Source organism: Clostridium pasteurianum, assembly GCF_001705235.1.
In the GTDB taxonomy this organism is placed as follows: Bacteria; Bacillota; Clostridia; order Clostridiales; family Clostridiaceae; genus Clostridium_S; species Clostridium_S pasteurianum_A.
In genome coordinates, this window is sequence record NZ_MCGV01000001.1 from 3,064,587 (window position 1) to 3,088,454 (window position 23,868).

Annotated in this window: 19 protein-coding genes; 14 read left to right on the forward strand and 5 right to left on the reverse strand. The window is 31.1% G+C overall.

The genetic code is table 11. From position 1 onward, the window contains the following. Positions 1–12: 12 nt before the first annotated feature. On the reverse strand, positions 13–1,506 hold the full coding sequence (gene galT, locus BEE63_RS13735; RefSeq protein WP_066021926.1) for a UDP-glucose--hexose-1-phosphate uridylyltransferase: 1,494 nt from the start codon (positions 1,504–1,506) through the stop codon (positions 13–15). A gap of 39 nt (positions 1,507–1,545) precedes the next feature. Further along, entirely contained in the window at positions 1,546–2,715 is a 1,170-nt protein-coding gene (locus BEE63_RS13740; protein ID WP_066021927.1) for a galactokinase, read from the reverse strand. A 189-nt stretch (positions 2,716–2,904) separates the two neighbouring features. Between BEE63_RS13740 and BEE63_RS13745 the strand changes: the two genes are divergently transcribed. Continuing rightward, on the forward strand, positions 2,905–3,675 hold the full coding sequence (locus BEE63_RS13745) for a DeoR/GlpR family DNA-binding transcription regulator (protein WP_066021928.1): 771 nt from the start codon (positions 2,905–2,907) through the stop codon (positions 3,673–3,675). 573 nt (positions 3,676–4,248) lie between these two features. Here the strand turns inward: BEE63_RS13745 and BEE63_RS13750 are convergent. Continuing rightward, positions 4,249–5,832 carry an ABC-F family ATP-binding cassette domain-containing protein gene (locus BEE63_RS13750; RefSeq protein ID WP_066021929.1) on the reverse strand — a complete coding sequence of 528 codons (1,584 nt, stop codon included), beginning with the start codon at positions 5,830–5,832 and terminating at the stop codon, positions 4,249–4,251. 121 nt (positions 5,833–5,953) lie between these two features. Then, positions 5,954–7,867 (reverse strand): ArnT family glycosyltransferase, encoded by a 1,914-nt coding sequence (locus BEE63_RS13755; protein WP_066021930.1) that lies wholly within the window; start codon positions 7,865–7,867, stop codon positions 5,954–5,956. A gap of 161 nt (positions 7,868–8,028) precedes the next feature. Between BEE63_RS13755 and BEE63_RS13760 the strand changes: the two genes are divergently transcribed. The 12 genes from BEE63_RS13760 (at position 8,029) to BEE63_RS13815 (ending at position 21,475) form a co-directional block, all read left to right on the forward strand. Continuing rightward, positions 8,029–10,212, forward strand: coding sequence for a DNA topoisomerase III (locus tag BEE63_RS13760; protein ID WP_066021931.1), 2,184 nt, complete (start codon positions 8,029–8,031; stop codon positions 10,210–10,212). Between the two features lie 25 nt (positions 10,213–10,237). Further along, entirely contained in the window at positions 10,238–10,621 is a 384-nt protein-coding gene (locus BEE63_RS13765; protein WP_066021932.1) for a cupin domain-containing protein, read from the forward strand. Between the two features lie 505 nt (positions 10,622–11,126). Beyond that, positions 11,127–12,038: a sugar phosphate isomerase/epimerase family protein gene (locus BEE63_RS13770; RefSeq protein ID WP_066021933.1), complete on the forward strand. Its 912-nt coding sequence runs from the start codon at positions 11,127–11,129 to the stop codon at positions 12,036–12,038. Positions 12,039–12,050: 12 nt separating this feature from the next. After that, entirely contained in the window at positions 12,051–13,025 is a 975-nt protein-coding gene (locus BEE63_RS13775) for a D-2-hydroxyacid dehydrogenase (protein WP_066021934.1), read from the forward strand. A 251-nt stretch (positions 13,026–13,276) separates the two neighbouring features. Further along, positions 13,277–13,504: an Imm74 family immunity protein gene (locus tag BEE63_RS13780; protein ID WP_066021935.1), complete on the forward strand. Its 228-nt coding sequence runs from the start codon at positions 13,277–13,279 to the stop codon at positions 13,502–13,504. Positions 13,505–13,600: 96 nt separating this feature from the next. Then, entirely contained in the window at positions 13,601–14,302 is a 702-nt protein-coding gene (locus tag BEE63_RS13785; protein ID WP_066021936.1) for an MBL fold metallo-hydrolase, read from the forward strand. Between the two features lie 93 nt (positions 14,303–14,395). Continuing rightward, entirely contained in the window at positions 14,396–17,188 is a 2,793-nt protein-coding gene (locus BEE63_RS13790; protein ID WP_066021937.1) for a sigma 54-interacting transcriptional regulator, read from the forward strand. 374 nt (positions 17,189–17,562) lie between these two features. Continuing rightward, positions 17,563–18,048, forward strand: coding sequence for a mannose/fructose/sorbose PTS transporter subunit IIB (locus tag BEE63_RS13795; RefSeq protein WP_066021938.1), 486 nt, complete (start codon positions 17,563–17,565; stop codon positions 18,046–18,048). A 119-nt stretch (positions 18,049–18,167) separates the two neighbouring features. Next, entirely contained in the window at positions 18,168–19,136 is a 969-nt protein-coding gene (locus BEE63_RS13800) for a mannose/fructose/sorbose PTS transporter subunit IIA (RefSeq protein ID WP_066021939.1), read from the forward strand. A 35-nt stretch (positions 19,137–19,171) separates the two neighbouring features. Further along, complete coding sequence (locus BEE63_RS13805; protein WP_066021940.1) at positions 19,172–19,978, forward strand: PTS mannose/fructose/sorbose transporter subunit IIC; 807 nt, start codon at positions 19,172–19,174, stop codon at positions 19,976–19,978. A 19-nt stretch (positions 19,979–19,997) separates the two neighbouring features. After that, positions 19,998–20,909, forward strand: coding sequence for a PTS system mannose/fructose/sorbose family transporter subunit IID (locus BEE63_RS13810; RefSeq protein WP_066021941.1), 912 nt, complete (start codon positions 19,998–20,000; stop codon positions 20,907–20,909). Between the two features lie 185 nt (positions 20,910–21,094). Then, the gene (locus BEE63_RS13815; RefSeq protein WP_066021942.1) at positions 21,095–21,475 is read left to right on the forward strand and encodes a DUF956 family protein; all 381 of its coding nucleotides are present in this window, start codon (positions 21,095–21,097) and stop codon (positions 21,473–21,475) included. 743 nt (positions 21,476–22,218) lie between these two features. Here BEE63_RS13815 and BEE63_RS13820 read toward each other — a convergent pair. Next, positions 22,219–22,698, reverse strand: coding sequence for an S-ribosylhomocysteine lyase (locus BEE63_RS13820; RefSeq protein WP_066021943.1), 480 nt, complete (start codon positions 22,696–22,698; stop codon positions 22,219–22,221). A gap of 243 nt (positions 22,699–22,941) precedes the next feature. Here BEE63_RS13820 and BEE63_RS13825 point away from each other — a divergent pair, with 243 nt between their 5' ends. Further along, complete coding sequence (locus tag BEE63_RS13825) at positions 22,942–23,856, forward strand: carbohydrate ABC transporter permease (protein ID WP_066021944.1); 915 nt, start codon at positions 22,942–22,944, stop codon at positions 23,854–23,856. Positions 23,857–23,868 lie beyond the last annotated feature (12 nt).

The window sequence follows — 23,868 nt, forward strand, 5'->3', positions numbered from 1 at the left end:
ATTTTCATCACCTTATAATATATTAATAAATTTATCAAAAGCGGATAGGCCACTTGGATTTCGCTTAAATACACCAGCATGTGTTAGTACCTGTAAAAATGTGATGCCTACTTCTTTTTGTAAAATATCATCGGCATTTTTTTCTGTTATATTATTGTATCTATTTAGAAGGTATTTATACCAGGCACTGTGTTTTGATATGCTTTCATTTTTTGAAATATCATCTTGTCTTTGAATTAAACAAGTTTTTAACAAATTAAGTTCAGATTTAAGTCTTGCAGGAAGAACGGCTAATCCCATTACCTCAATGAGACCTATATTTTCCTTCTTTATATGATGGACTTCGCTATGTGGATGAAATATTCCAAGTGGGTATTCATCACTTGTCCTATTATTCCTCAAAACTAAATCAAATTCGTATTTGTCATTTCTTTTTCTAGCAATAGGAGTTATTGTGTTGTGAAGTTCACCATTTGTATGACTTAATATGTTTTGTGATTCATCTGAGTAATTTCGCCATGAAGATAATATATGTTCAGCCAAATCTATAAGTTTAATTTTATTATCAGATGAAATTCTAATGGCAGACATAGGCCATTTAACTCTTCCAACGTTTACATCCTCATATCCCTTTATAGAATAATTTTTTTCTACAGGAGCTTTTTCCATTGCAAAGGTATATCTGCCACCTTGATAGTGATCATGAGATAATATTGATCCGCCTACTATTGGGAGATCTGCATTAGAACCGGCAAAGTAGTGTGGCAATATATCTGTAAAAGCCAGCAAGTTTTCGAAAGTTTTCCTGCTAATTTTCATTGGTATATGTTTACTATTTAATATTATACAATGCTCATTATAATAAGTATAGGGAGAGTATTGCAAAAACCATTTGTTATTATTAAGTGTAAGAGGAATTAGCCTAAGTGTTTGTCTTGCAGGATGATTAATATTTCCGTAGAAACCCTCATTTTCTTTGCACAAAAGACATTTTGGATATGATGTAGACTTAAATGATTTCGCTTTTGCAATATCTCTTGGATCCTTTTCTGGTTTAGATAAATTTATAGTTATATCTAGATCTCCATATTCAGTATTCGTCTTCCATATTATATTTTTATCAATTCTATTCTTTCTTATATAGTTTGAAGCTATACTTAAATTATAATAGTAATCAGTAGCCTTTTGTGGAGAATCTAGAAGAAGGTTATTAAACTTTTTTATGATCTCAGATGGTCTTGGCATAACGCAATTCATTATTTTTGTATCAAATAAATCTTTTTCGGCTACAGTATCTTCTATAAATTTTTTTTCTACTGCATAATTTAATAGATTTTGTAAAATAGATGTAGGCGTATCTAAATTTTCATCTATTTTTTCAGTCTCAAAGTTTTCAAGCCCTAATAAACCTATAAGCATATTAGAAGAATAAATTTTATCATCTTCAGATATAAGACCTTTTTTTAAGGCAAAGTTTAAGAGCCTATTTATTTCATGATTAACCATTTTTATGCCCCCTAGTATTAAAAACCATTTCCTTAATGTTTAAACTATTTTTCTAGCACCATCAGCAATAGATACAATATAGAAACTTGGATCATAACCGATTTCTTTTTTATATTTTGCTTTTATAGTTTCTGTAAAATTATCTATGCAATCTTCCTTAACGATATTAACGGTACAGCCGCCAAAACCAGCACCTGTCATGCGGGCTCCTATAACACCTTCACACTGCCATGCCAGCGAAGCAAGGGTATCTAGTTCTATGCCAGTAACTTCATAATCATCTCTCAAAGAAACATGAGAAGCGTTCATTAGTTTTCCAAAAGTAATTAAATCATTACGCTGAAGGGCTTTAACTGCTTTTAAAGTTCTTTCATTTTCATAAACAGCATGCTTAGCTCTTTTTAATATTATAGGATCTAAAATGCAATTCTTAACTGCTTCAAAATCTTTTTCTGTAAGTTCACCAAGTGCATTTATTTTTTTTACTTTCTGTATTTCTTTTAATGCAGCTTCACACTGGCTGCGTCTTTCATTGTATTTTGAATCAGCTAAACCTCGGTGCTTATTTGTGTTAGCTATAACTATTTTATAGCCATTCATATTTATTTTACTGTAAGAATATTTTAGAGTATTGCAATCAAGTAATACAGCGCAATCCTTTTTACCCATGCCTACAGCAAATTGGTCCATGATGCCGCAGTTTACACCGATGAATGAGTTCTCTGCTTCCTGGCACATCTTTACTATGTCAATCATATTTATATTTAATTTAAAAAGATCATTTAATATAGTTCCTGTTAAAACCTCTATAGAAGCCGAAGATGATAGTCCAGCACCGTTTGGTATATTCCCATAGAAAAGGATTTCGAAACCATTATCTATTTTGTAGTTGTGTTTTTTAAAGATATCTATAACACCTTTTGGGTAGTTAACCCATCTATTTTTCGTGGTGTTTTTTAAATTGTCTAAATTAAATTCTGTGACACCTAAATTTTTGAAGTTAAGAGAATAGGCCAGTACTTTCTTATCAGATCTTTTAGCAACTAATCCGTAAGTACCAATATCAAGTGCACATGGAAAAACGTTACCACCATTATAATCTGTATGTTCACCAATTAAATTAACTCTTCCTGGTGCAAAGAAAACATTTTCATTGACCTTTCCAAAAACGTTTTTGAATTCTGCTTTTAACATATTTATAGTATCCATCATTATTCCCCCTCTATAAATATAGTAAGCGATTACTACGCAAAAGTAAAGGCATATATTGAGAATTGTAATATTAAAAAGAAATTTATTTGTTAAAAGGTTAATTATCTAAATAAAATTTGCTTAAAATTTTTTATTATAAGTGATAATATATAATAAGATGTATTATATTTTTGGAGGATTATGTGTATGTTAAAAGAAGAAAGATTTCAAAAGATATTGGATATGCTGAACGATAATAACATAATAAAGATAACGGATATAAATAAAAAACTTGGGGTAACAGAAATAACTATAAGACGAGATTTAAAAGTTCTTGAAGAAAGAGGGCTTCTTAAAAGAATTTATGGTGGAGCAAAAAAGGTAGAAAAGAAAAGTGAAAATAATTTTAAAGAACTTTCAAGCAATGAAAAAAGAAAGATAAATATTGAGGAAAAAAGGTACATTGCAAAGCTAGCGGCAAATATGGTACAGGAGAACGATATAATATACATAGGACCTGGAACTACGACAGAATTTATATATGATTATTTAAATGTTCCATATGCCAAGGTTATAACAAATTCAATGCCAGTTTTTTTAAGATTTAAAGATGACAAAAGATTTGAATTAATATTAGTGGGAGGTAGATACCGTTCACGTACAGATGTTTTTGTTGGCAGCTTTACAAATGAAATGTTAAAAAGTATGAGAATTAAAATAGCATTTGTTGGCACTAATGGTATTTTTAATGACAACATAACAACATCTAATGAAGAAGAGGGAGTATGCCAGAAGATTATTCTTGATAATGCAGAAAAAAAATATGTATTATGTGACAGCACTAAAATCGAAAAGGGTGACTTTTTTAGTTTTTATAGATTAAGAGATATAACAGGAATTATTACAGACCAAAATATAGATGAGAAACTTAAAGACAAATACGGCAGAGCAGTAGAAATCATAGATGGTGTGAATTAAGAGTATTTTAGAACATTAAATAAAACTCATAAGACTAAGCCTCAAATAATGAAAATACTAAGAAATTTTAATAACTCGCTGAAAAAAAGCTCAAACAAATTAAAATTACTAAGTCTTTTCATTATTTGAGGCAAAGTCTTATTGAGTTTTATTTAAATCGTTCTTAAAATACTCTTAATTCACATAAAGGGTAAAGGCAAGGAAGATTTTCTTCCGCTTCGCTACCGGAAATCTGAATTAAAGACTTATATGTGGTTAAGCTTTTAATAATGAAAAGACTAAGAAATTTTAATAACTCGCTGAAAAAAAGCTCAAACAAATTAAAATTACTAAGTCTTCTCATTATTTGAGGCAAAGTCTTATTGAGTTTTATTTAAATCGTTTTGAAAATACTGTTACTTCACATAAAAGGTAAAGGCAAGGAGGATTTTCTTTTGTTACGCTACGGAAAATTTCAATTAAAAGACTATATAAAGTTAAGCCCCCAATAATTAAAATCTAAGAAATTTCAATTATTGGGGGCTTAGTCTTATGAACTTATTTAATGTTTCAAAATACTATTACTTCTATTAATTAGCCGATTTGCAGGTATTCATCATATGTGCATTTTTTATCGATGATTCCGTCAGCTGTTATTTCAATTATTCTGTTTGCTATAGTTTGAACGAATTCATGATCATGCGATGTAAAGATTAAATTGCCTTTGTAGCTAGTTAAACCATTATTTAAAGCTGTTATGGATTCAAGGTCAAGATGGTTTGTTGGTTCATCAAACATCAAAAAGTTTGCGCTGGAGAGCATCATTTTTGATAGCATACATCTTACCTTTTCGCCTCCGGAAAGTACGCTTGCTTTTTTTAGAGCTTCTTCACCTGAAAATAACATTCTACCTAAAAAGCCCCTTATATATGTTTCTGATTTTTCGTCTGAGTATTGACGGAGCCAGTCAACTAAATCTAAATCACAGTCATTAAAGTATTCTGAGTTGTCTTTTGGAAAATAAGCATTTGTTATAGTTATTCCCCATTTAAAGCTTCCACTGTCTGGCTGCATTTCTCCTGAAAGTATTTTAAATAGTGTAGTTTTAGCTATTTCGTTGTCTCCAACTAAAGCAATTTTATCATCCTTGGATACTATGAAACTTACATTATTTAAAACTTTTTCGCCATCTATGGTTTTAGATAGATTTTCTACTGTTAAAATATCATTTCCAGGTTCTCTTTCAGGTTTAAAGTGTACAAATGGATACTTTCTATTTGATGGCTTTATATCTTCTAGAGTTAATTTATCAAGCATCTTTTTACGTGAAGTTGCCTGTTTGGACTTTGAAGCATTTGCACTGAAACGTGCTATGAAGTCCTTTAGGTCTTTTATCTTTTCTTCTTTTTTCTTGTTTTGATCCTTTGCCATTTCAAGGGCTAGTGTACTTGATTTATACCAGAAGTCATAGTTACCAACATATAAGGTTATTTTGCCGTAGTCTACATCGGCAATCATAGTACAAACTTTATTTAAGAAATGCCTGTCATGGGATACAACGATAACGGTTCCCTCAAAATTTATTAAAAATTCTTCAAGCCAGGCAATTGATTTTATGTCAAGGTGGTTTGTAGGTTCATCTAAAAGTAGTATTCCAGGATTTCCGAAAAGTGCCTGCGCAAGAAGGACTTTTACCTTTTCTGATCCTGTTAGTTCTGACATTTTTTTAGTGTGAAGTTCTGTTCCAATTCCAAGACCTTGAAGAAGCATAGCTGCATCTGATTCTGCTTCCCAGCCGTTTAGCTCAGCAAATTCCCCTTCAAGAGTTGAGGCTTTAATTCCGTCTTCTTCATTAAAATCAGATTTAGCATAAAGAGCATCTTTTTCTTTCATAATGGAATAAAGTCGGTCATTTCCCATTATTACAGTTTCTAAAACTTCATAGGCATCATATTGAAAGTGATCCTGCTTTAAAACAGAAATTCTAGTTTGAGCATCAATAGAAACATCACCAGTATTTGGCTCTATTTCTCCAGATAAAATTTTGAGAAAAGTACTTTTTCCAGCGCCATTTGCACCAATTATTCCATAACAGTTGCCAGGAGTGAATTTTAAATTTACGTCTTCAAATAATTTTCTTCCGCCATATCTTAAACTTACATTATTTACAGTTAACACGGACTACTTCCTTTCTGCATTGCATTTTATTTAAATTAATAAAAATTTATAGTTAGATAAAATTATATCATAAAAATTTCAGAAATACATCTTAAAATTTTTTCTAGCATTAGGCATTATTTCAGGAGTTCATTCCTAAATAATAGAGTTTATATGGAGTCTTTGAATTATTTTTTGTATTTTCCCATTCATATGAGGGAACAACTTTTCCATTTTTCTTAATCCAATTTGTTATAGCTGCATTTTTATTATTTCTTGATATAAATTTGTTATTCTGTTTTGCTAATATAGCATATTTAATTTTCCCAGATAAAACTTCCCTTTCAAAATTTTTTAAAGAGATAATTTTATCATTTCCACTAAATCCGCCAATGGTCATTACAGGTTTTCCTGTTTCAAGTATTAGAGTTGAAGCATAGGTATTAGCAGAAGGTGCCGCTACAAGATATTTTTCATCTGATTGATTAGTTTCTAAAAATCTTGCTAGTTTTGAATTAGCATTGGCTGAAGATTTACTTTTAAATGGATGAGGGTTGTATGAGAGTTCAAGTCCAGCAGAAGGACTAGAAGAATTCATATTTAAAAATATTGGTGAACAAGACCAAATAAATGGTGCAATTAAAAGTCCCATAAAAGCTAATACTGCAAAAGATTTCTCGCTTTTTCTATTAGAAAGATTGAATATAAGCAGTATGGAAAAAATAAAACATATTAAACCTGTAAGAACAATTATTGGCATGTATCCCTTTGATCTTGTGTGATTATAGTATAAAATCGATATTTGGGTTACAGCTGTTATCATGATTGATGCTGGCAATAGGAAAGCTTTCCTGTCTTTATTTTTATAAAAATTCCACATATCAATTATGCCTATTCCAGTTAGAGCAGCAATTGGTGGTGCCATGGTAGTTAAATAGTAGGTATGAAAAGAACCCTTTGACAAACTAAAAAATATAAATTCGGTAAAAAACCAGATAAAAAATAGTGTTAAACTCATCTTTCTTTCATTATCAACAGAAAACGTTAATTTTTCTTTTAGAGCTGAAGCTAAGAAGCCCAGCACTGCTATTGGGATAAGAAAACCAATTTGATCTGAAATATTATTGTTTCCTATAAGTCTTGTTAAGCCAGGAGTTGATTCATTGCTTAAACCAGATGAAGCTCTTTTATTTGAATGAGGTTGATTTGCTAATTTATTTGAATGAATTTTTATTTTATGCTTATTTGAAGATGATACTAACTTATTAAACTTTACTCTATCAAAACCGTTATGACCTAATATAAGTTCTGTAACGGTGTTGTTTGTACTGCTTCCCACAAAAGGTCTATTTTTAGCAGCAACGGAATCTACTGTTAAAGCCCAGGATAGAGATACAATTACCAGTACAAGCGTGGCACAACATAGATTGGTTATTTTCTTTTTCATATTTAAATTACAGGAAAGAAAATAGCTTATATATAGTGCAGGGAGTATGAGGTAAGCTTCTGACATTTTTACGTTAAAACCTATGCCTATGCATATGAAGCTTAGTATGAGAAATTTTAAGCTGCTGCCTTTGAAGGATTTTATTAGAAATAGAACTGAAAGAAGTAAACATAAAACTAGATCATTGTCTATTGTATTGTTTCTACTTGCTGCTACAAAGATTGGAGTTATAGAAAGGCAAAGTGCAGCCAGTAAGCCTTTTGACGTTCCAAATGATTTTTTTACGATATAATATATCAAAAAGACAGAAATGACACCCGAGAGAGCTTGAGGCAAAATTATGCTGAAGCCGGTGAAACCAAAAATTTTTGCACATATAGCTTGAAGCCAAAATCCAACTGGTGGTTTATCAATTGTTACGAAACCTGATGGATCAAAGGAAACAAAAAAGAAATTTTTAAAATTCATAATCATACTTTTTACACCAGCGGCATAATAGGTGTTGCCATAGCCCTCAATGCCTAGATTAGCAAAATTTAATATAAATGATAGCAGTAAAATTAAGCATAAATATATACGGTCTTTTGATAAATTTAATTTACTTTTCAATGTTAATTCCTCCTTTACCAAGAACTTTATAGATATTTATATTGTATATGCGATTTTTTAAGTTATAATGGAAATTTTGTTAACAATATGTATATAAATTATCAATTATGAGTTTATGATGATATATGATATGATGTAGATGTATATGAAAGGATGATATTATGGGTAAGACACTTGTTTTAGCAGAAAAACCTAGTGTTGCAAGGGATATTGCCAAGGTTTTAAAAGCTAATATTAATAAAAAAAGTTATTTAGAAGGAAATAAATATGTAGTAATCTGGGCACTTGGACATTTGGTATCTTTAGCTGACCCTGAAAGCTACGGTGAAAAATATAAAAAATGGAGCATGGACACATTACCTATGCTTCCTAAAAACATGAAGCTTGCTGTTTTAAAAAAGACTTCTAAGCATTTTTATGATATTAAAAAAGTAATGGAGAGAAAAGATTTAGATGAACTTGTAATAGCTACCGATGCAGGACGTGAAGGAGAGCTTGTAGCTAGATGGATAATTGAAATGGCAAAGTGGAAAAAGCCAATAAAACGTCTCTGGATATCATCTCAAACTGATAGGGCAGTAAAAGATGGCTTTGCACACTTAAGACCAGGACGTGAGTACGAGAATTTGTATAAGTCTGCAAAATGCCGCTCGGAGGCTGATTGGTTTGTTGGACTTAATGTTACACGTGCTTTAACATGCAAATATAATGCACAGCTTTCAGCAGGAAGAGTTCAAACTCCTACATTATATATGATTGTTTCAAGGGAAGAGGAAATTAGAAAGTTTAAACCAAAGGATTATTATACTATTGAAGGAAAGACAAAAAACTTTGCTATGAACTGGCACGATAAAACAGGGGACTTTAAGATATTTAATAAGGATAGAGCTGAAAAAATTGAAGCAAAGGTTAAAGGAGCAAAGGGAAAAATAATAGAAGTTACAGAAAGTAAAAAGAAAAAGTATTCCCCTGCACTTTATGATTTAACAGAGCTTCAAAGAGATGCCAATAGATTTTTTGGATTTTCAGCAAAGGAAACTTTGTCTATAATGCAGAGACTTTATGAAAATCATAAACTTTTAACTTATCCTAGAACGGATTCAAGATATATACCTCGTGATGTTGTGGCAACACTTCCAGATAGACTTAGAGCTATATCTATAGGTAAATATTCTAGATTTGCAGCACAGATACTAAAAAATAAAATAAATGCACACAAAGGATTTGTGGATGATAGTAAGGTAACTGATCACTATGCAATAATTCCAACAGAGGAAAGACCAGCATTAGGTGCTCTAAGCAATGAGGAGTTTAAGATATATGATTTAGTTGTAAAAAGATTTTTAAGCATAATGCTGCCACCTTTTGAATACATTCAAACAACGGTAAAAGCAGAAGTAAGTGGAGAAATTTTTACAGCAAGGGGTAAGGTTGTTAAGTCAAAGGGCTGGAAAGAAGTATATGACAAGAGCGAAGATTTTGAAGAAAAAGCTGAAATAAAAGACCAGACTCTTCCACAAATAGTTAAGGGAGAGGATATAAGCTTTTCTTCTGTTAATATACACAAAGGTCAAACTAAACCACCTGCAAGATTTACGGAAGCAACACTGCTATCTGCTATGGAAAATCCTCAAAAGTATGTAAGTATGGATAAAAACTCGGCTAAAACTCTGGGAGAGACAGGTGGACTTGGAACTGTTGCAACAAGAGCAGATATAATAGAAAAGCTTTATAAGACCTTTTATGTAGAGAAAAAAGGAAAGGAAATAGTTCCTACTTCAAAGGGAAAACAGCTTGTTAACTTGGTTCCTTCCGACTTAAAATCACCGCTTTTGACTGCTAAATGGGAATCTCAACTTGAAGATATAAGCAAGGGCAGGTTAAAGGGTGAAAGCTTTGTAAATGAAATAAAGGGTTATGCTTCAAAGCTTGTTGATGATGTAAAGGGAAGTACAGATAAATTTAAATATGACAATTTAACAGGAACTAAATGTCCTAGATGCGGAAAATACATGCTTCAGGTAAATGGAAAAAGAGGAAGAATGCTTGTCTGCCAAGATAGAGAATGCGGTTACAGAGAAAACACAGCATTATTTACAAATGTTAGATGCCCTGAATGTCATAAAAAGCTAGAGCTTAGAGGAGAAGGAGAGGGCAGAATATATGTCTGCACTACTTGTAGCTTTAGAGAAAAATACTCAACTTTCCAGAAAAGATTTAAGGGAGAAAATAGTAAGGTTAACAAGCGAGAAGTTTCAAATTACATGAAGAAGATGAAAAGGGAAGCAGAAAAACCTTTGAACTCGGAGCTTGCAGAGGCACTGGCTAAGCTTAAATTGAAATAATTGGTTTAAAAAGAGGGTATGTTTTATGTCTAGTCTAAAAATATATACAAATGAAGATTCTATATCAGTAAAGAAACCAAACGGTACAGAGGTTGATTACTTTATTTTTGACGAGTATGAAATACATTTAAATAAAATACCTCCTCACTCCATTCAAGAGTGGCATAGGCATCAGAAAATAGATGAAGCTCTCATAATGACAAGCGGTGAGATATGTTTAAAGTGGATAGAGGATGGAAAAGAATGCAGCAGAATTATTACTAAAGGCATGGTAGTTAGAATGGGAAGAGCAGTTCATACTCTCCAAAATAATACGGATGCTCCAGCGGAATTCAATATTGTAAGAACTGTACCGCAAGGAAAAGACAACAGGGAAATAATTAAAAATGACAAGATAGTTGTGAAGTAACAGTTCTATGTAACATTAAAAAAATTCTATGAATCTTATCATACGTGGGGTTTGGGTCGTATTGTATTACCGATAATAGTTAATATATTACTGTAAATATAAAGATATATTATATCTTGTAAAGAAGGATAATGGAATTTCACCCAAACCCCAAGAATGATAATTATCCTTCTTTATAAAATATAGGCTATCTTAATGTTTACGACTAACAATTCTAATTTATTAATATTAAGGGTTACCTAAATATAAGCACTCTAATAATATAGAGAGTGCTTATTTAAAGTGAAGAAGGATAATTTTATGATTTTTTCTTCAAGATTTATTAGAATTTTTTTAAATCGTTCCTTCAGCACTGTTACTTTCCTTTAGGGGTAAGGCAAGGAAAAAATTTCTTCGTACCTACGGAATTTCAGAAGTGAAGTTATTTAAACTTTTAAAGTGCACAAGGATTTAATTTTATGTGTTATAATAATTTCAAAAGTGTTAATGAAAAGAGGGGCTTATTATGAATGAATCAATACACAAGTATATGAAGGTTGGCTTAATTCATTTCATGGCATATCCTGAATGCGGTAAGGGAGAAGGACCTATACTTGAGACACTTAAGAAAATAGCCATGGATGATTATTTTGATGCTGTTGAAATCTCATGGATAAAGGATGATAATGTAAGAAAAGAAGCAAAGAAAATGTTAGAAACCTCCAATCTTTCAGTTGCATATGGTGCACAGCCAAGGCTTTTGACAACTGGATTAAACATAAATGATATTGATGAAGAAAAAAGATTTGAAGCACTTAAAACACTTAAAGATGGAATTGACGAAGCATATGAAATGAATTCTAAAAGTTTCGCTTTTTTAAGTGGACAATATAAAGAAGATAAAAAGGAAGAGGCATTTGAAGCTCTTGTTAAATCTACAAAAGAGCTGTGCAGTTATGCAAAGGAAAAAGGCGATATGAAAGTACTTCTTGAGGTTTTTGATTATGATGTGGACAAGAAATCTTTGATAGGACCTGCTGCTTTAGCAAAAAGGTTCGCAAAAGAGATGACTAAACAGTATGATAATTTTGGACTTATTGTTGATTTGAGTCATATACCTCAGCTTCATGAAACTATAGAGGAATCAATACTTCCAGTAAGAGAGTATATACTTCATGCCCATATGGGAAACTGTGTAATAAAGGACCCTAAATTTCCTGCATATGGAGATCAGCATCCTAGATTTGGCTTTCCCAATAGTGAGTGTGATGTTGAGGAGCTTACAGAATATCTTAAAGTTTTGAAGTTCATAGGATTTATAAATAAGGAAAATCCACCTATAATAAGTTTTGAGATTAAACCTTATGGTGATGAAGACCCTGATCTTGTGATAGCAAATGCAAAGAAAGTACTCAATAATGCATGGGCTAGAGTTTAAGGAGGAGTTGTAATGAAAACAGTAGTTTTGGATGGATATGTATTAAATCCAGGAGATATGTCTTGGGAAGGTTTTGAAAAACTTGGGGATTTAACTGTATATGAAAGAACAGATTATACAGGAAAAGAAGAAGCAAAAATTATAGAAAGATCTAAAGATGCCGATGCTATTCTAACTAATAAAACCATTATATCAAGAAATGTAATTGAAAATCTTCCTAAATTAAAGTATATAGGTGTTTTGGCTACAGGATATAATGTTGTTGATTTAGAGGCTGCAAAAGAAAAAGGAATATTAGTAACAAATATTCCTGCTTACAGTACGGCATCTGTAGTTCAAATGTCTATAGGACTTTTACTTGAAGTATGTGGTCACATGGGAGATCATAATATGTCTGTAAAAAAAGGTGACTGGCAAAATTGTGCGGACTTTTCATATTGGAATTATCCAGTAATTGAAGTAGCAAATAAAACTATAGGACTTGTTGGTTACGGAAGTATAGGGAAGGCTATGCATAAAGCTTGTGAAGCTCTTGGAATGAAGGTACTTGTAAATACACCTCATCCGGACAAGAAGTTTGAAACGGAAAATATGAAATTTGCAGATTTAGATACTCTTTTACGTGAAGCAGATGTTATTTCACTTCACTGTCCATTAAAAGCAGAAAACAAGGAAATGATAAATAAAGATAACATTAAGAAAATGAAGGACGGCGTAATTATAATAAACACAGCAAGGGGAGGGCTCATAAACGAGCAGGATTTATATGAAGCACTTCAAAGTAAAAAAGTTTATGCAGCAGCAGTTGATGTTGTTACTTCTGAACCTATAAGTGCAAATAGCCCACTTTTGAAGGCTGAAAACTGCATAATAACTCCTCATATTTCATGGGCGACTAGTGAAGCAAGGCAGAGGCTCATGGATATAGCTGTTAATAATTTAAAGCAGTTTGTTAATGGAACTCCAATTAATGTTGTAAATAAATAGTATACTATATAAATTAAAAGTCATACACTCCTATGATTTATGGAAGGTATGGCTTTTTGTATGCCTTTATATAAAAAGATAGGAGATTGTTAATTAGACTTTAAAAAGTAAAACATAGTCTAAGGAAAAGAGCTGATATTATAGTATGCAAAATATTAAAAGGTAGGGTTGAAAACGGTCTTTAATAAAAATTTTTCCATTGGATATTAGAATTCCTACTGCATAAGTAATTTTTAGAAGGTAGGTGTATTATGGTAAAAATAACAGGAACACGTTCATATATTAAAGTGGAGATGAATGGGAAAACAGTAAAAATTCCAGGTGAAATGATTATAGGAGGTTTCGTTGCAGTTAAGAAAGCTATAAAAGAATGGGAGAAGCCTGCTAAAGAAGTAATAGATGAAGAAACAAAGGAAAAACTAATCAGAGAGGTGGTTAGTAAAACAAAAGATTCATATATGGTAATTACATTTGAATAACTTGCATGTTTTAGTTAAAAAGATACAAAAAATTAAAATATGGATAGTTGATGCTAAATAAGTAGTAGCTTAATATTTAACAATTGGAGGACAAAAATGATTAAATTTACGGGAATAGGCAGTGCTTTTAATACAAAACTTGGTAATACAAGTGCTTTTGTAAAGAATAATAATAGCTTACTTGTTATTGATTGTGGAGGTACTGTGTTTCATAGATTGCAAGAATTAAATTTACTTGATTGCGTTGAAAATTTATATATTATTATAACTCATACACATCCTGATCATGTTGGAAGCCTTGGAGAATTAATATTTTATTCATACTATATTTTGAAGCATATACCAACTATTTTCTTTCCTGACAAAGAACTTATTGAAGGATTTTTAGCTAGTATAGGTGTAAGTACTGAAATGTATAAACTTAATAGCTCTAAAATAGTAGGTATTAATGATATATCACTAGGAAAGTTTAATATAGAATTTTTGCCTGTTTCTCATGTTAATACAATACCAGCATATGGATTTATAATGAAATTATATGAGAAGTCATTCTACTATAGTGGAGATGCAAATAATATAAGTGGCGATATTATTAACATGATTATGAATGGAGAGATTTATAGAATTTATCAAGATACATGTGGATTGGACTATGAAGGGAATAATCACTTATCATTAAGCAAGCTTTGCAAAATAGTACCACTTGAATTTAGAAATAAGGTTTATTGTATGCATCTTGATGAACATATTACGGAGAAGGAAATAAAGGATAAAGATTTTAATGTAGTTTATTTATAAAAGATATTCTTGAAAAGTAGGAATATAAATCCTATAATAACATTGATACAGAAAAAAGAAGTGTATCAATATTATTATATGGGGGTAGGAATTTTGAAAAGGATAGAAAAAATATATAATTATATTCTAGAAAAAACCAATAAATTTGACATTGATACACTGAGACAGAAATGTGGGTTTAGTTCCGAAGAAATTTCAAAGAATTTAGACATATTAAGAAACAATGTAAGTATGGAACTTAATAAACTGTTAAGGCAAGGGAAGATAATAAAAATAAAAGTCCGACCCGTACTATATATTGATAAGGTATGTATTGAAAAGCTTATCAATAAAAAGTTACCAGAAGGACCTATTGAAATAAAATCCTTAGATGAAATTTTGATTCCTGAAGAAAAGGTAGAAAAAGCAGAAAAAAAATCTCCATTTGACAGATTAATTGGAGCTAAGGGAAGTCTTAGAAATCAAGTTGAACAGGCAAAAGCAGCAATATTATATCCACCTAATGGACTGCATACTCTTATTGTAGGTCAAACAGGTGTTGGTAAGACGCTTTTTGCAAATATGATGTACAATGAGGCAAAATACGTAAATAGATTAAGGGAAGGTTCACCTTTTGTAGTATTTAATTGTGCAGATTACTATAATAATCCACAACTTTTAATATCACATTTATTTGGACATATAAAAGGAGCCTATACAGGGGCAGACAGTGATAAGGCTGGAATAGTAGAGAAGGCTGATGGTGGAATATTATTTCTAGATGAAATACACAGGCTTCCTCCAGAAGGTCAAGAAATGTTATTTTACTTTATGGATACAAGTAAATTTAACAGATTAGGAGAAACTGAAAGAAATAGAAAATCATCTGTACTTATAATTGGAGCTACTACAGAAGATCCTAATTCATCATTATTGAAAACATTTATTAGAAGAATACCAATAGTAATAACTATCCCTAGTTTTGAAAAAAGATCGGTACAAGATAAGGTTGACTTAATTAAATATTTATTTTCAAATGAAGCACATAGAGTAAATAAAGTAATCAAAATAGAAGATGAGGCCGTTAAAGCAATAATTGGAAGCACTTCCTATGGAAATATTGGGCAGATGAAGTCTAATATACAGTTAGTTTGTGCTACAGCATTTTTAAAGAGTATCAATAATAAGGATTATATTGATATTACATTTAAATCGTTACCATCAGATATTAAAAATGGACTTTTTTATTTAAGTGGAAAGAGAAAAGAAATGGAAAAGATATCTGATTATCTTGATTCTCAGCTAGTAATAACACCGGAGGGGCATAATGTACTAATTGATGAGGATCCTTATGACCCACCTTTTAATCTTTATAAAATAATAGAGGATAAAGCTGCAATATTAAAAGAGGGCGGCGCCGACGATGAGTATATAAACAATTTTATAACTACAGATATCAATGTTCATATTAAATCCTTCTATAATAAGGTTAAAAATGATGATGATGATAGAAATAAAATATTGAAAATTGTAAATGAAGATATATTAGAATTCTCAGAAGATGTAGTTATAATGATTGAAAAGAAAACAGGTAAGAAGCTAAGTGATAGGTTTTTATATGCTTTAAGTCTCCATATAAGTTCTTTTTTAAATAGATTAAGTAATCATCGAGATTTGAAATACACTAATATAGAAGGAATAATAGAGGATAAGCGAACAGAATTTAACATTGCGGTTGAAATTAAAGGAATGCTTGAAAAAAGATATAATGTAGTTGTGCCTAAAATTGAAGTGATATATTTGACAATTTTAATTAGTTCAATTACAGAAGAACAAAACAATACACATGTGGCAATAATAGTTGCAGCTCATGGCAGTAGTACGGCTAGCAGTATGGTAAATGTTGCAAAGCAATTATTAGGAGAAGGAGTAGTAGAAGCAATTGACATGCCGCTTGAAATAAATCCAACGCAAATACTTGATGAAATAATTGAAAAAGCTAGAGAAATTGATATGGGAAAAGGAATACTTTTGCTAGTTGATATGGGATCTCTTGCAAATTTTGATTCAATAATAATGGAAAAGACGGATATTAAAGTTAAGACAATAGATATGGTGACTACATCACTAGTACTTGAAGCTGTAAGAAAGGCTAATATTCTGGATATGGATTTGGATGCCTTGTACAATTCACTTAAGCAATTTAAAGGATATTCAAAGGTTGAGAAAGAAGAAAAAGTTATAAATGTAAAGAAGAAAAAGGCAATAATAACGATATGCTCAACAGTGGAAGGAACTGCAATAAAATTAAAAGAACTTGTGGAGAAAATTGTTAAAAGTACTGGCGAAAAGGAAATTGATATTTTGCCAATAAGTATAAATGGTATGAAAAAAGAAATAGTAAAAATAAAAAATAGCTATAATATAATAGCTTCCGTGGGCGTTTTAAATCCTAAAATTGAAGCACCATTTATATCTCTTGAAGAATTAATTAGTGGTGATGGTGAAAATATTTTAATGAGTATAATACAGCGAAAGAGTTTTAAAATCAAACAAAATAATGAAAATACAGTAGTTAAGGACTTATGTGAAGACAGCCTAAATCAATTTTTAACTTATTTAAATCCTTCTAAAATAATAAGTGTATTATATCAGTTTGTAAGCTTTTTAGAAAAAAATGAAAAGGTGAGCTTTAACAATGCAACCAAAATAAGAATAATGGTTCATGTTGGCTGTGCTTTAGAGAGAATGGTAATAAAGGACGGCTTAGAATATAAAGGAGAAAAGGATAAGGTAAATAAACACAAAGTCAAGGTCATAAAAGAAGCGAATAAAATATTTAAGAAAGCTATAAATATAACTTTATCTGAAGACGAAATACTATTTTTAGCAGAAATAATGGAATAAAAAATAATACACTGATACACTTGCACATCAATACACTTTTTTATTGCTGAAAATTAAAAATTAGTATTGAAATTACAATAGAAGTGTATCATTAAAAAAATAGAAAAAAAAAATTATAAAATAAGAAATGGCTGTTTTAAAAGATTTAACAAAAAAATAAAAAGTAATACACTATTTTGGCATGATAGTTGCTGTATATAATAGTGCGGTTGGAATGACAAAAGTAGAATACTAAAGATGAATCTTGAAATAAGCCTTTTTTATGTTATTAGTAGAAATCATAGATGAAAACGAAAACATTAATATAGTTGTGAGGTTACTCATTAAAATAAGTACTAGATAATAGCAGTAATTGATGAGGAGGATAATTTATAATGAATATAGTATTGGCAAGAATTGATGACAGATTGATACATGGTCAGGTAGCAACAATTTGGTCAAGAGCTACAAAATGCCAAAGGATAATTGTATGTAATGATGATGTAGAAAAGGATCCAATTAGAAAAATACTTTTAGAACAAGTTGCACCTCCTGGAATTAGAACAAATGTTTTAGGAATTGATAAAGCGATAAGAGTTTATAATGATCTAAAATATATAGATGACAAAATATTACTGCTATTTACTAATCCGACTGATGTTGTGAGAATGATTGAGGGAGGAGTAGACATAAAAAGTGTAAACATTGGTGGTATGTCCTTTAAGGAAGGCAAAAAACAAATAACTAATACAGTATCAGTAAATGATACAGATATTGAAGCTTTCAAGAAATTAAATAAAAAGGGCATTGAATTAGAGATAAGAAAGGTTGCTTCAGATTCAAAAGTAGACTTAATGTCAAAGTTAAAAGATTTAAAGTAATTATTTTTTTAAAGGTAACATAAAAATTAATATTGTTATAGTTATTATTTGTGGTTACAGGTTCTTCAGAACTTATATATAAATTTTTCTGTAACAAATAAAAAATAGGAGGTATAAAAATGGTAGGAATTATTCTTGCTAGTCATGGAGAATTTGCTAAAGGCATCTTACAATCTAGTACGATGATTTTTGGAAAACAGGAAAACGTGCAAGCTGTTACATTGATGCCTAGTGAAGGTCCTGATGATATTAAAACAAAGATAAAAAATGCAATTGAATCCTTTGACAACCAAGATGAAGTTTTATTCTTAGTTGATCTTTGGGGCGGTACACCATTCAACCAAGTAAACAGTCTATTTGAAGAACATAAAGATAAATGGGCAATTGTAGCTGGTATGAATCTACCAATGGTAATTGAAGCTTATGCTTCACGTCTTTCAATGGAATCCGCACAGAAAATTGCAGCTAGTATATTAAAAACAGCTAAAGAAGGAGTTAAAGTTAGACCTGAAGAGTTAGAACCAGAAGATACAGGCAAAACTTCTACTCAACAGTATAGTATGGGCAAACCTGGATCATTTGAATATGTTTTAGCTCGTATAGACTCACGTTTACTTCATGGGCAAGTAGCTACTGCTTGGTCAAAGACTACGAATCCTACACGAATTATTGTCGTGTCAGATGCAGTATCAAAGGATGAGCTTCGTAAAAAATTAATTCAACAGGCTGCTCCTCCAGGGGTTAAAGCTCATGTTGTTCCAATTAATCAAATGATTAAACTTGCAAAAGATGATAAACATTTTGGTGGAGAACGTGCATTACTTCTTTTTGAAAATCCAGAAGATGTACTTAGAGCAGTAAAAGGTGGAGTACCTTTGAAGACAATAAATGTTGGTTCTATGGCTCATTCTGTAGGTAAAGTTCAGCCAAACAAAGTGCTTGCATTTAATCAAGAAGATATTGATACATTCAATGAGCTTAAAGCGGCAGGACTTAATTTTGATGTTCGTAAAGTTCCAAATGATTCAAAAGAAAATATGGACGAAATTCTAAAAAAAGCGCAAGCTGAATTAAATAAATTAAAATAATTTAAATATTTAAAAGAAATGGAGGATTAATAATCATGAGTCTAAATATTATCCAAATGATATTAGTCGTTTTGGTGGCGTTTCTAGCCGGTGTTGAAGGCGTTTTGGATGAATTCCATTTTCACCAACCAATAATTGCTTGCACGTTAATTGGCTTAGTCACAGGTAATTTAATACCATGCCTAATTTTAGGTGGTAGTCTTGAAATGATTGCCTTAGGTTGGGCAAATATTGGTGCTGCTGTAGCACCAGATGCAGCAATAGCGTCTGTTGCATCCGCAATTATTTTAGTTCTTGGAGGACAAGGTAAAGCAGGTGTTGCTTCAGCTGTTGCAATTGCTGTTCCACTAGCAGTTGCAGGGCTATTATTACAAACTATTTGCCGTACAATCGGTGTATTCATTATACATCTTATGGATGCTGCTGCTGAAGAAGGAAATATGAGAAAAATTGAAATGTGGCATATTACTGCTATTTGTATGCATGCTCTACGTTGTGTAATTCCAGCAGTATTGATCTTAGCAATTGGTGCTGGTCCTATTCGTTCATTGCTTGCAGCTATGCCGGCTTGGTTATCAGATGGTTTAGCAATAGGTGGTGGAATGGTTGTAGCTGTTGGTTATGCAATGGTAATCAATATGATGGCTACAAAAGAAGTATGGCCATTCTTCGCAATTGGTTTTGTTTTAGCAACTGTTTCACAAATTACACTTATTGGATTAGGTGTAATCGGTGTATCTATAGCTCTTCTTTACTTAGCACTTTCTAAAAAAGGCGGCTCTGGTAATGGTGGAGGCTCAAATACTGGTGATCCAATAGGCGACATTATTGATCGCTACTAAGAAAGGAGAGAATAAGACTATGGAAAAGAAAGTAAAATTAACAAAAAAAGATCGTATTTCTGTTTGTTGGCGTTCAACTTTCATTCAAGGTTCATGGAACTACGAAAGAATGCAAAATGGTGGTTGGACTTTTGCATTGATCCCAGCAATTAAAAAGTTATATAAGACTAAAGAAGATAGAGTAGCTGCATTGAAACGTCACTTGGAGTTTTTTAATACTCATCCATACTTAGCTTCGCCAGTCATTGGTGTAACATTAGCATTGGAAGAGGAACGTGCGAACGGTGCACCAATTGATGATGTAACCATTCAAGGTGTTAAAGTTGGTATGATGGGACCTTTAGCAGGTATTGGGGATCCAGTATTCTGGTTTACCGTTAAGCCAATTTTAGGAGCATTAGCTGCTTCACTTGCTTTGACTGGTAACATTCTCGGACCAATTATATATTTCGTTGTTTGGAATGCTATTCGTATGTCATTTATGTGGTATACACAAGAGTTTGGTTATAAAGCAGGATCTCGTATTACTGATGATTTATCAGGTGGTTTATTACAAGAAGTTACAAAAGGAGCATCCATCCTTGGTATGTTCATTTTAGGATCATTAGTTAATAGGTGGGTATCTGTTAAATTTACACCTGTAGTATCATCTGTTAAGTACGCTAAGGGTGCATACATTGATTGGAGCAAACTTCCTGCAGGACCAAATGGTATTAAACAGGCTTTGTTGCAGCAAGCAGCTGGTTTGTCATTAACTGATAATAAAGTTACAACGCTTCAAGGTAATTTAGATTCATTGATTCCCGGACTTGCTGGATTAGTAATTACATTTATTTGTATGTGGTTACTTAAGAAGAAAATATCTCCAATTGTAATTATCCTTGGATTATTTATAATCGGTGTTGTTTTCCACGTGATCGGTTTAATGTAATATTGTTAACTAAGTCAAGGCTAATATAATATTTTTACTTAGCCTTGGCTTTTTTTAATAATGAGAAACTACAAATATTAAAGAACATTAATTTTAAAGGTGCAAACATCATCTGCTTGATATAAATGAATAAAAACCATATAATGAAAATAAATATACATATAAGTAGGAAAGAGGTAAAATGTATGATTCAATCACTTAATACAAAAGTGGATTTAGTAATGGATGCAACATCCTTTACCGGTATTACAGCTTACGGTAAAATTATGATTGGAGACAAAGGTTTTGAGTTTTATAGTTCTCGTGATGCCCGCAAGTATATTCAAATTCCATGGGAAGAGGTTGACTATGTCATTGTGTCCATAATGCTAAAAGGAAAATGGATTCCACGATATGCCATAAAAACTAAGAAAAATGGCACATATTCTTTTGCCTCTAAAGAATCAAAAAAAGTACTTCGAGCTATTAGAGAATACGTTGATCCAGATCATATGGTTCGTTCATTAAGTTTTTTTGATGTTGTAAAGCGAGCGGTGAAATCAAAATTCAAGAAAGAAGAGAAGTAACAGTATTTTAGAACATTAAAAAAATTCTATAAATCTAAGATAAAAAATCTTAAAATACTAAGATATTTCAATAACTCGTTGGGAAGATGCTCAGACAAATTGAAATATCTAAGTATTTTAAGATTTTTTATCAAGATTTATTAGAATTTTTTTAAATCGTTCTTAAAATACTGTTACTTCTCTTTAGAATAAATGCAAGGAGGATTTTCTTCCGCTGACGCTCCCGAAAATCTGAATTAAAAGATTATATAATGCTAAATCAAAAATAATGAAAATACTAAGATATTTCAATAACTCGCTGAAAAGAAGCTCAGACAAATTGAAATATCTAAGTATTTTAAGATTTTGAACCAAGATTTATTAGGACTTTTTTTAAATCGTTCCTTCAGCATTGTTACTTAGCTTAAAAGGTAAAGCAAGGAAAAAATTCCTCCGTGCCTACGGAATTTAGGTGTGAACTGTGTAAAGTTATTTTGGTATATATATTATTTCATCTTTAAGTAGATTAATGTATTGGTAATCATTAATCAGTTATTTAATATATTATGGTATTTTTCGTAGAGAAGCGGAGAAAAATTTACATTGCTTTTATTTTATGAGAATGAACAGTATTTTGGAAACGGTTTAAATAAAATTCAATAAGTCTTGCCCAAAATTATAAAAAGACTTAGAAATTTTATAATTTGGGGCTTAGACTTATGAGTTTTATTTAATGTTTCAAAATACTGTTCATTCTTAATTTTTTATTGCGGATAAATCAATCTATCTTCGCCAATATTATTAAGTACTTCATTTAAATATTTTTTGCCCCAGTAGTTAGCCATAGGTAAATTCATATCTAAGTAATTTCCGCAGTCACGTGCAGCAGCGCCGGGTACATCACCTTTAAAATTAGCTATGAATTGATACATTTCTTTTAATAAATCAACAATGTCTTTTGATTCATAATTTCCCTGCAAAATCAAATAAAAGCCTGTTCTGCAGCCCATTGGTCCAAAGTATACTGTTTTTGAAGCATAAGCTTTGTGATTTCTCAAAAAGGTTGCACCTAAATGCTCAATAGTGTGAACCTCAGCTGTGTTCATAACGGGTTCATCGTTAGGGCTTGTCATTCGTATATCAAAAGTAGTTAACACTACATCTCCAAATTTATCTTTTCTTGAAACATAAACTCCAGGCTTTAATTTCAAATGATTAACTGTAAAACTTGCGATTTTTTCCATATAATTACCTCCTATAATATTAGAAAACTAACACAATCCTATATAAAGTATATCTTAATGAATATGATACTACACTTTGAGTTAAATTTAAATCCCATAAATCAAATATGAACATTATATATAAAGTAAGAATAAATTCTAAGGTAAAGTTTTTTTAACAAGCAGGTAATGTTTACTTAATATTGCAGTTATATCATGTATATGAAAAGCGACATATTAAAAATATGAAAATGGAGGATGTACATGGTAAAAACAATAGAAAAAACAAATGTTAAAGCTCGAAAATCACATGCAAAAGTAAATTTTAAAACTAAAATAGAGCCGTATATTTATCTTTTCCCATGTCTGTTTATTTTTATCGGATTTACTTATTTCCCGTTTATTAAAACAATATATATAAGTTTATTTAACACAGATGCTGTGGGAAGAATAAGGTCTTTTATAGGGCTTTCAAATTATATTGAGCTATTAAAATCACCATCTTTTATAAACAGCATAGTTGTAACGTTTAAGTTTGTGGCATTAACAACTATTCCATCAATAATTTTGGGACTTATAACAGCACTACTAGTTAATAACAAATTAAAATTCAGAAATGTTTTCAGCACTATGTATGCAATTCCAATGGCAGTATCTTCTGCTTCGGCTGCTATAATCTGGCTTCTGCTCTTTAATCCAAGTATAGGATTTATAAATTATATATTCAATTTAAGAATAAAGTGGCTTGCAGATCCACACTTTGCTTTGATTGCAGTAGCAATTGTCACCGTATGGATGAATATGTGTGTGAATTTTATATTTATATCTGCAGGACTTAAAAGTGTGCCTAAGGAATTATGCGAAAGTGCATGTATAGATGGGGCTAATTATTTTGAAACTTTAAAAAATGTTATATTGCCATGCTTATCACCTACATTGTTTTTTGTATTGGTTATTGATGTTATAGATGCATTTCAAACCTTTGGACAAATAAACATAATGACACTGGGGGGACCAGGAGAAACTACAAATGTTTTAGTTTATTCAATATATAGAAACGCCTTTTTTAATAATAGATTTAGTTTAGCTTCAGCACAATCAATTATACTATTTTTTATAATGCTTGTTATAACTTTGATTCAGTTTAGATATGAAAAGAAGAAAGTTTTTTACTCATAAGGAATATGGAGA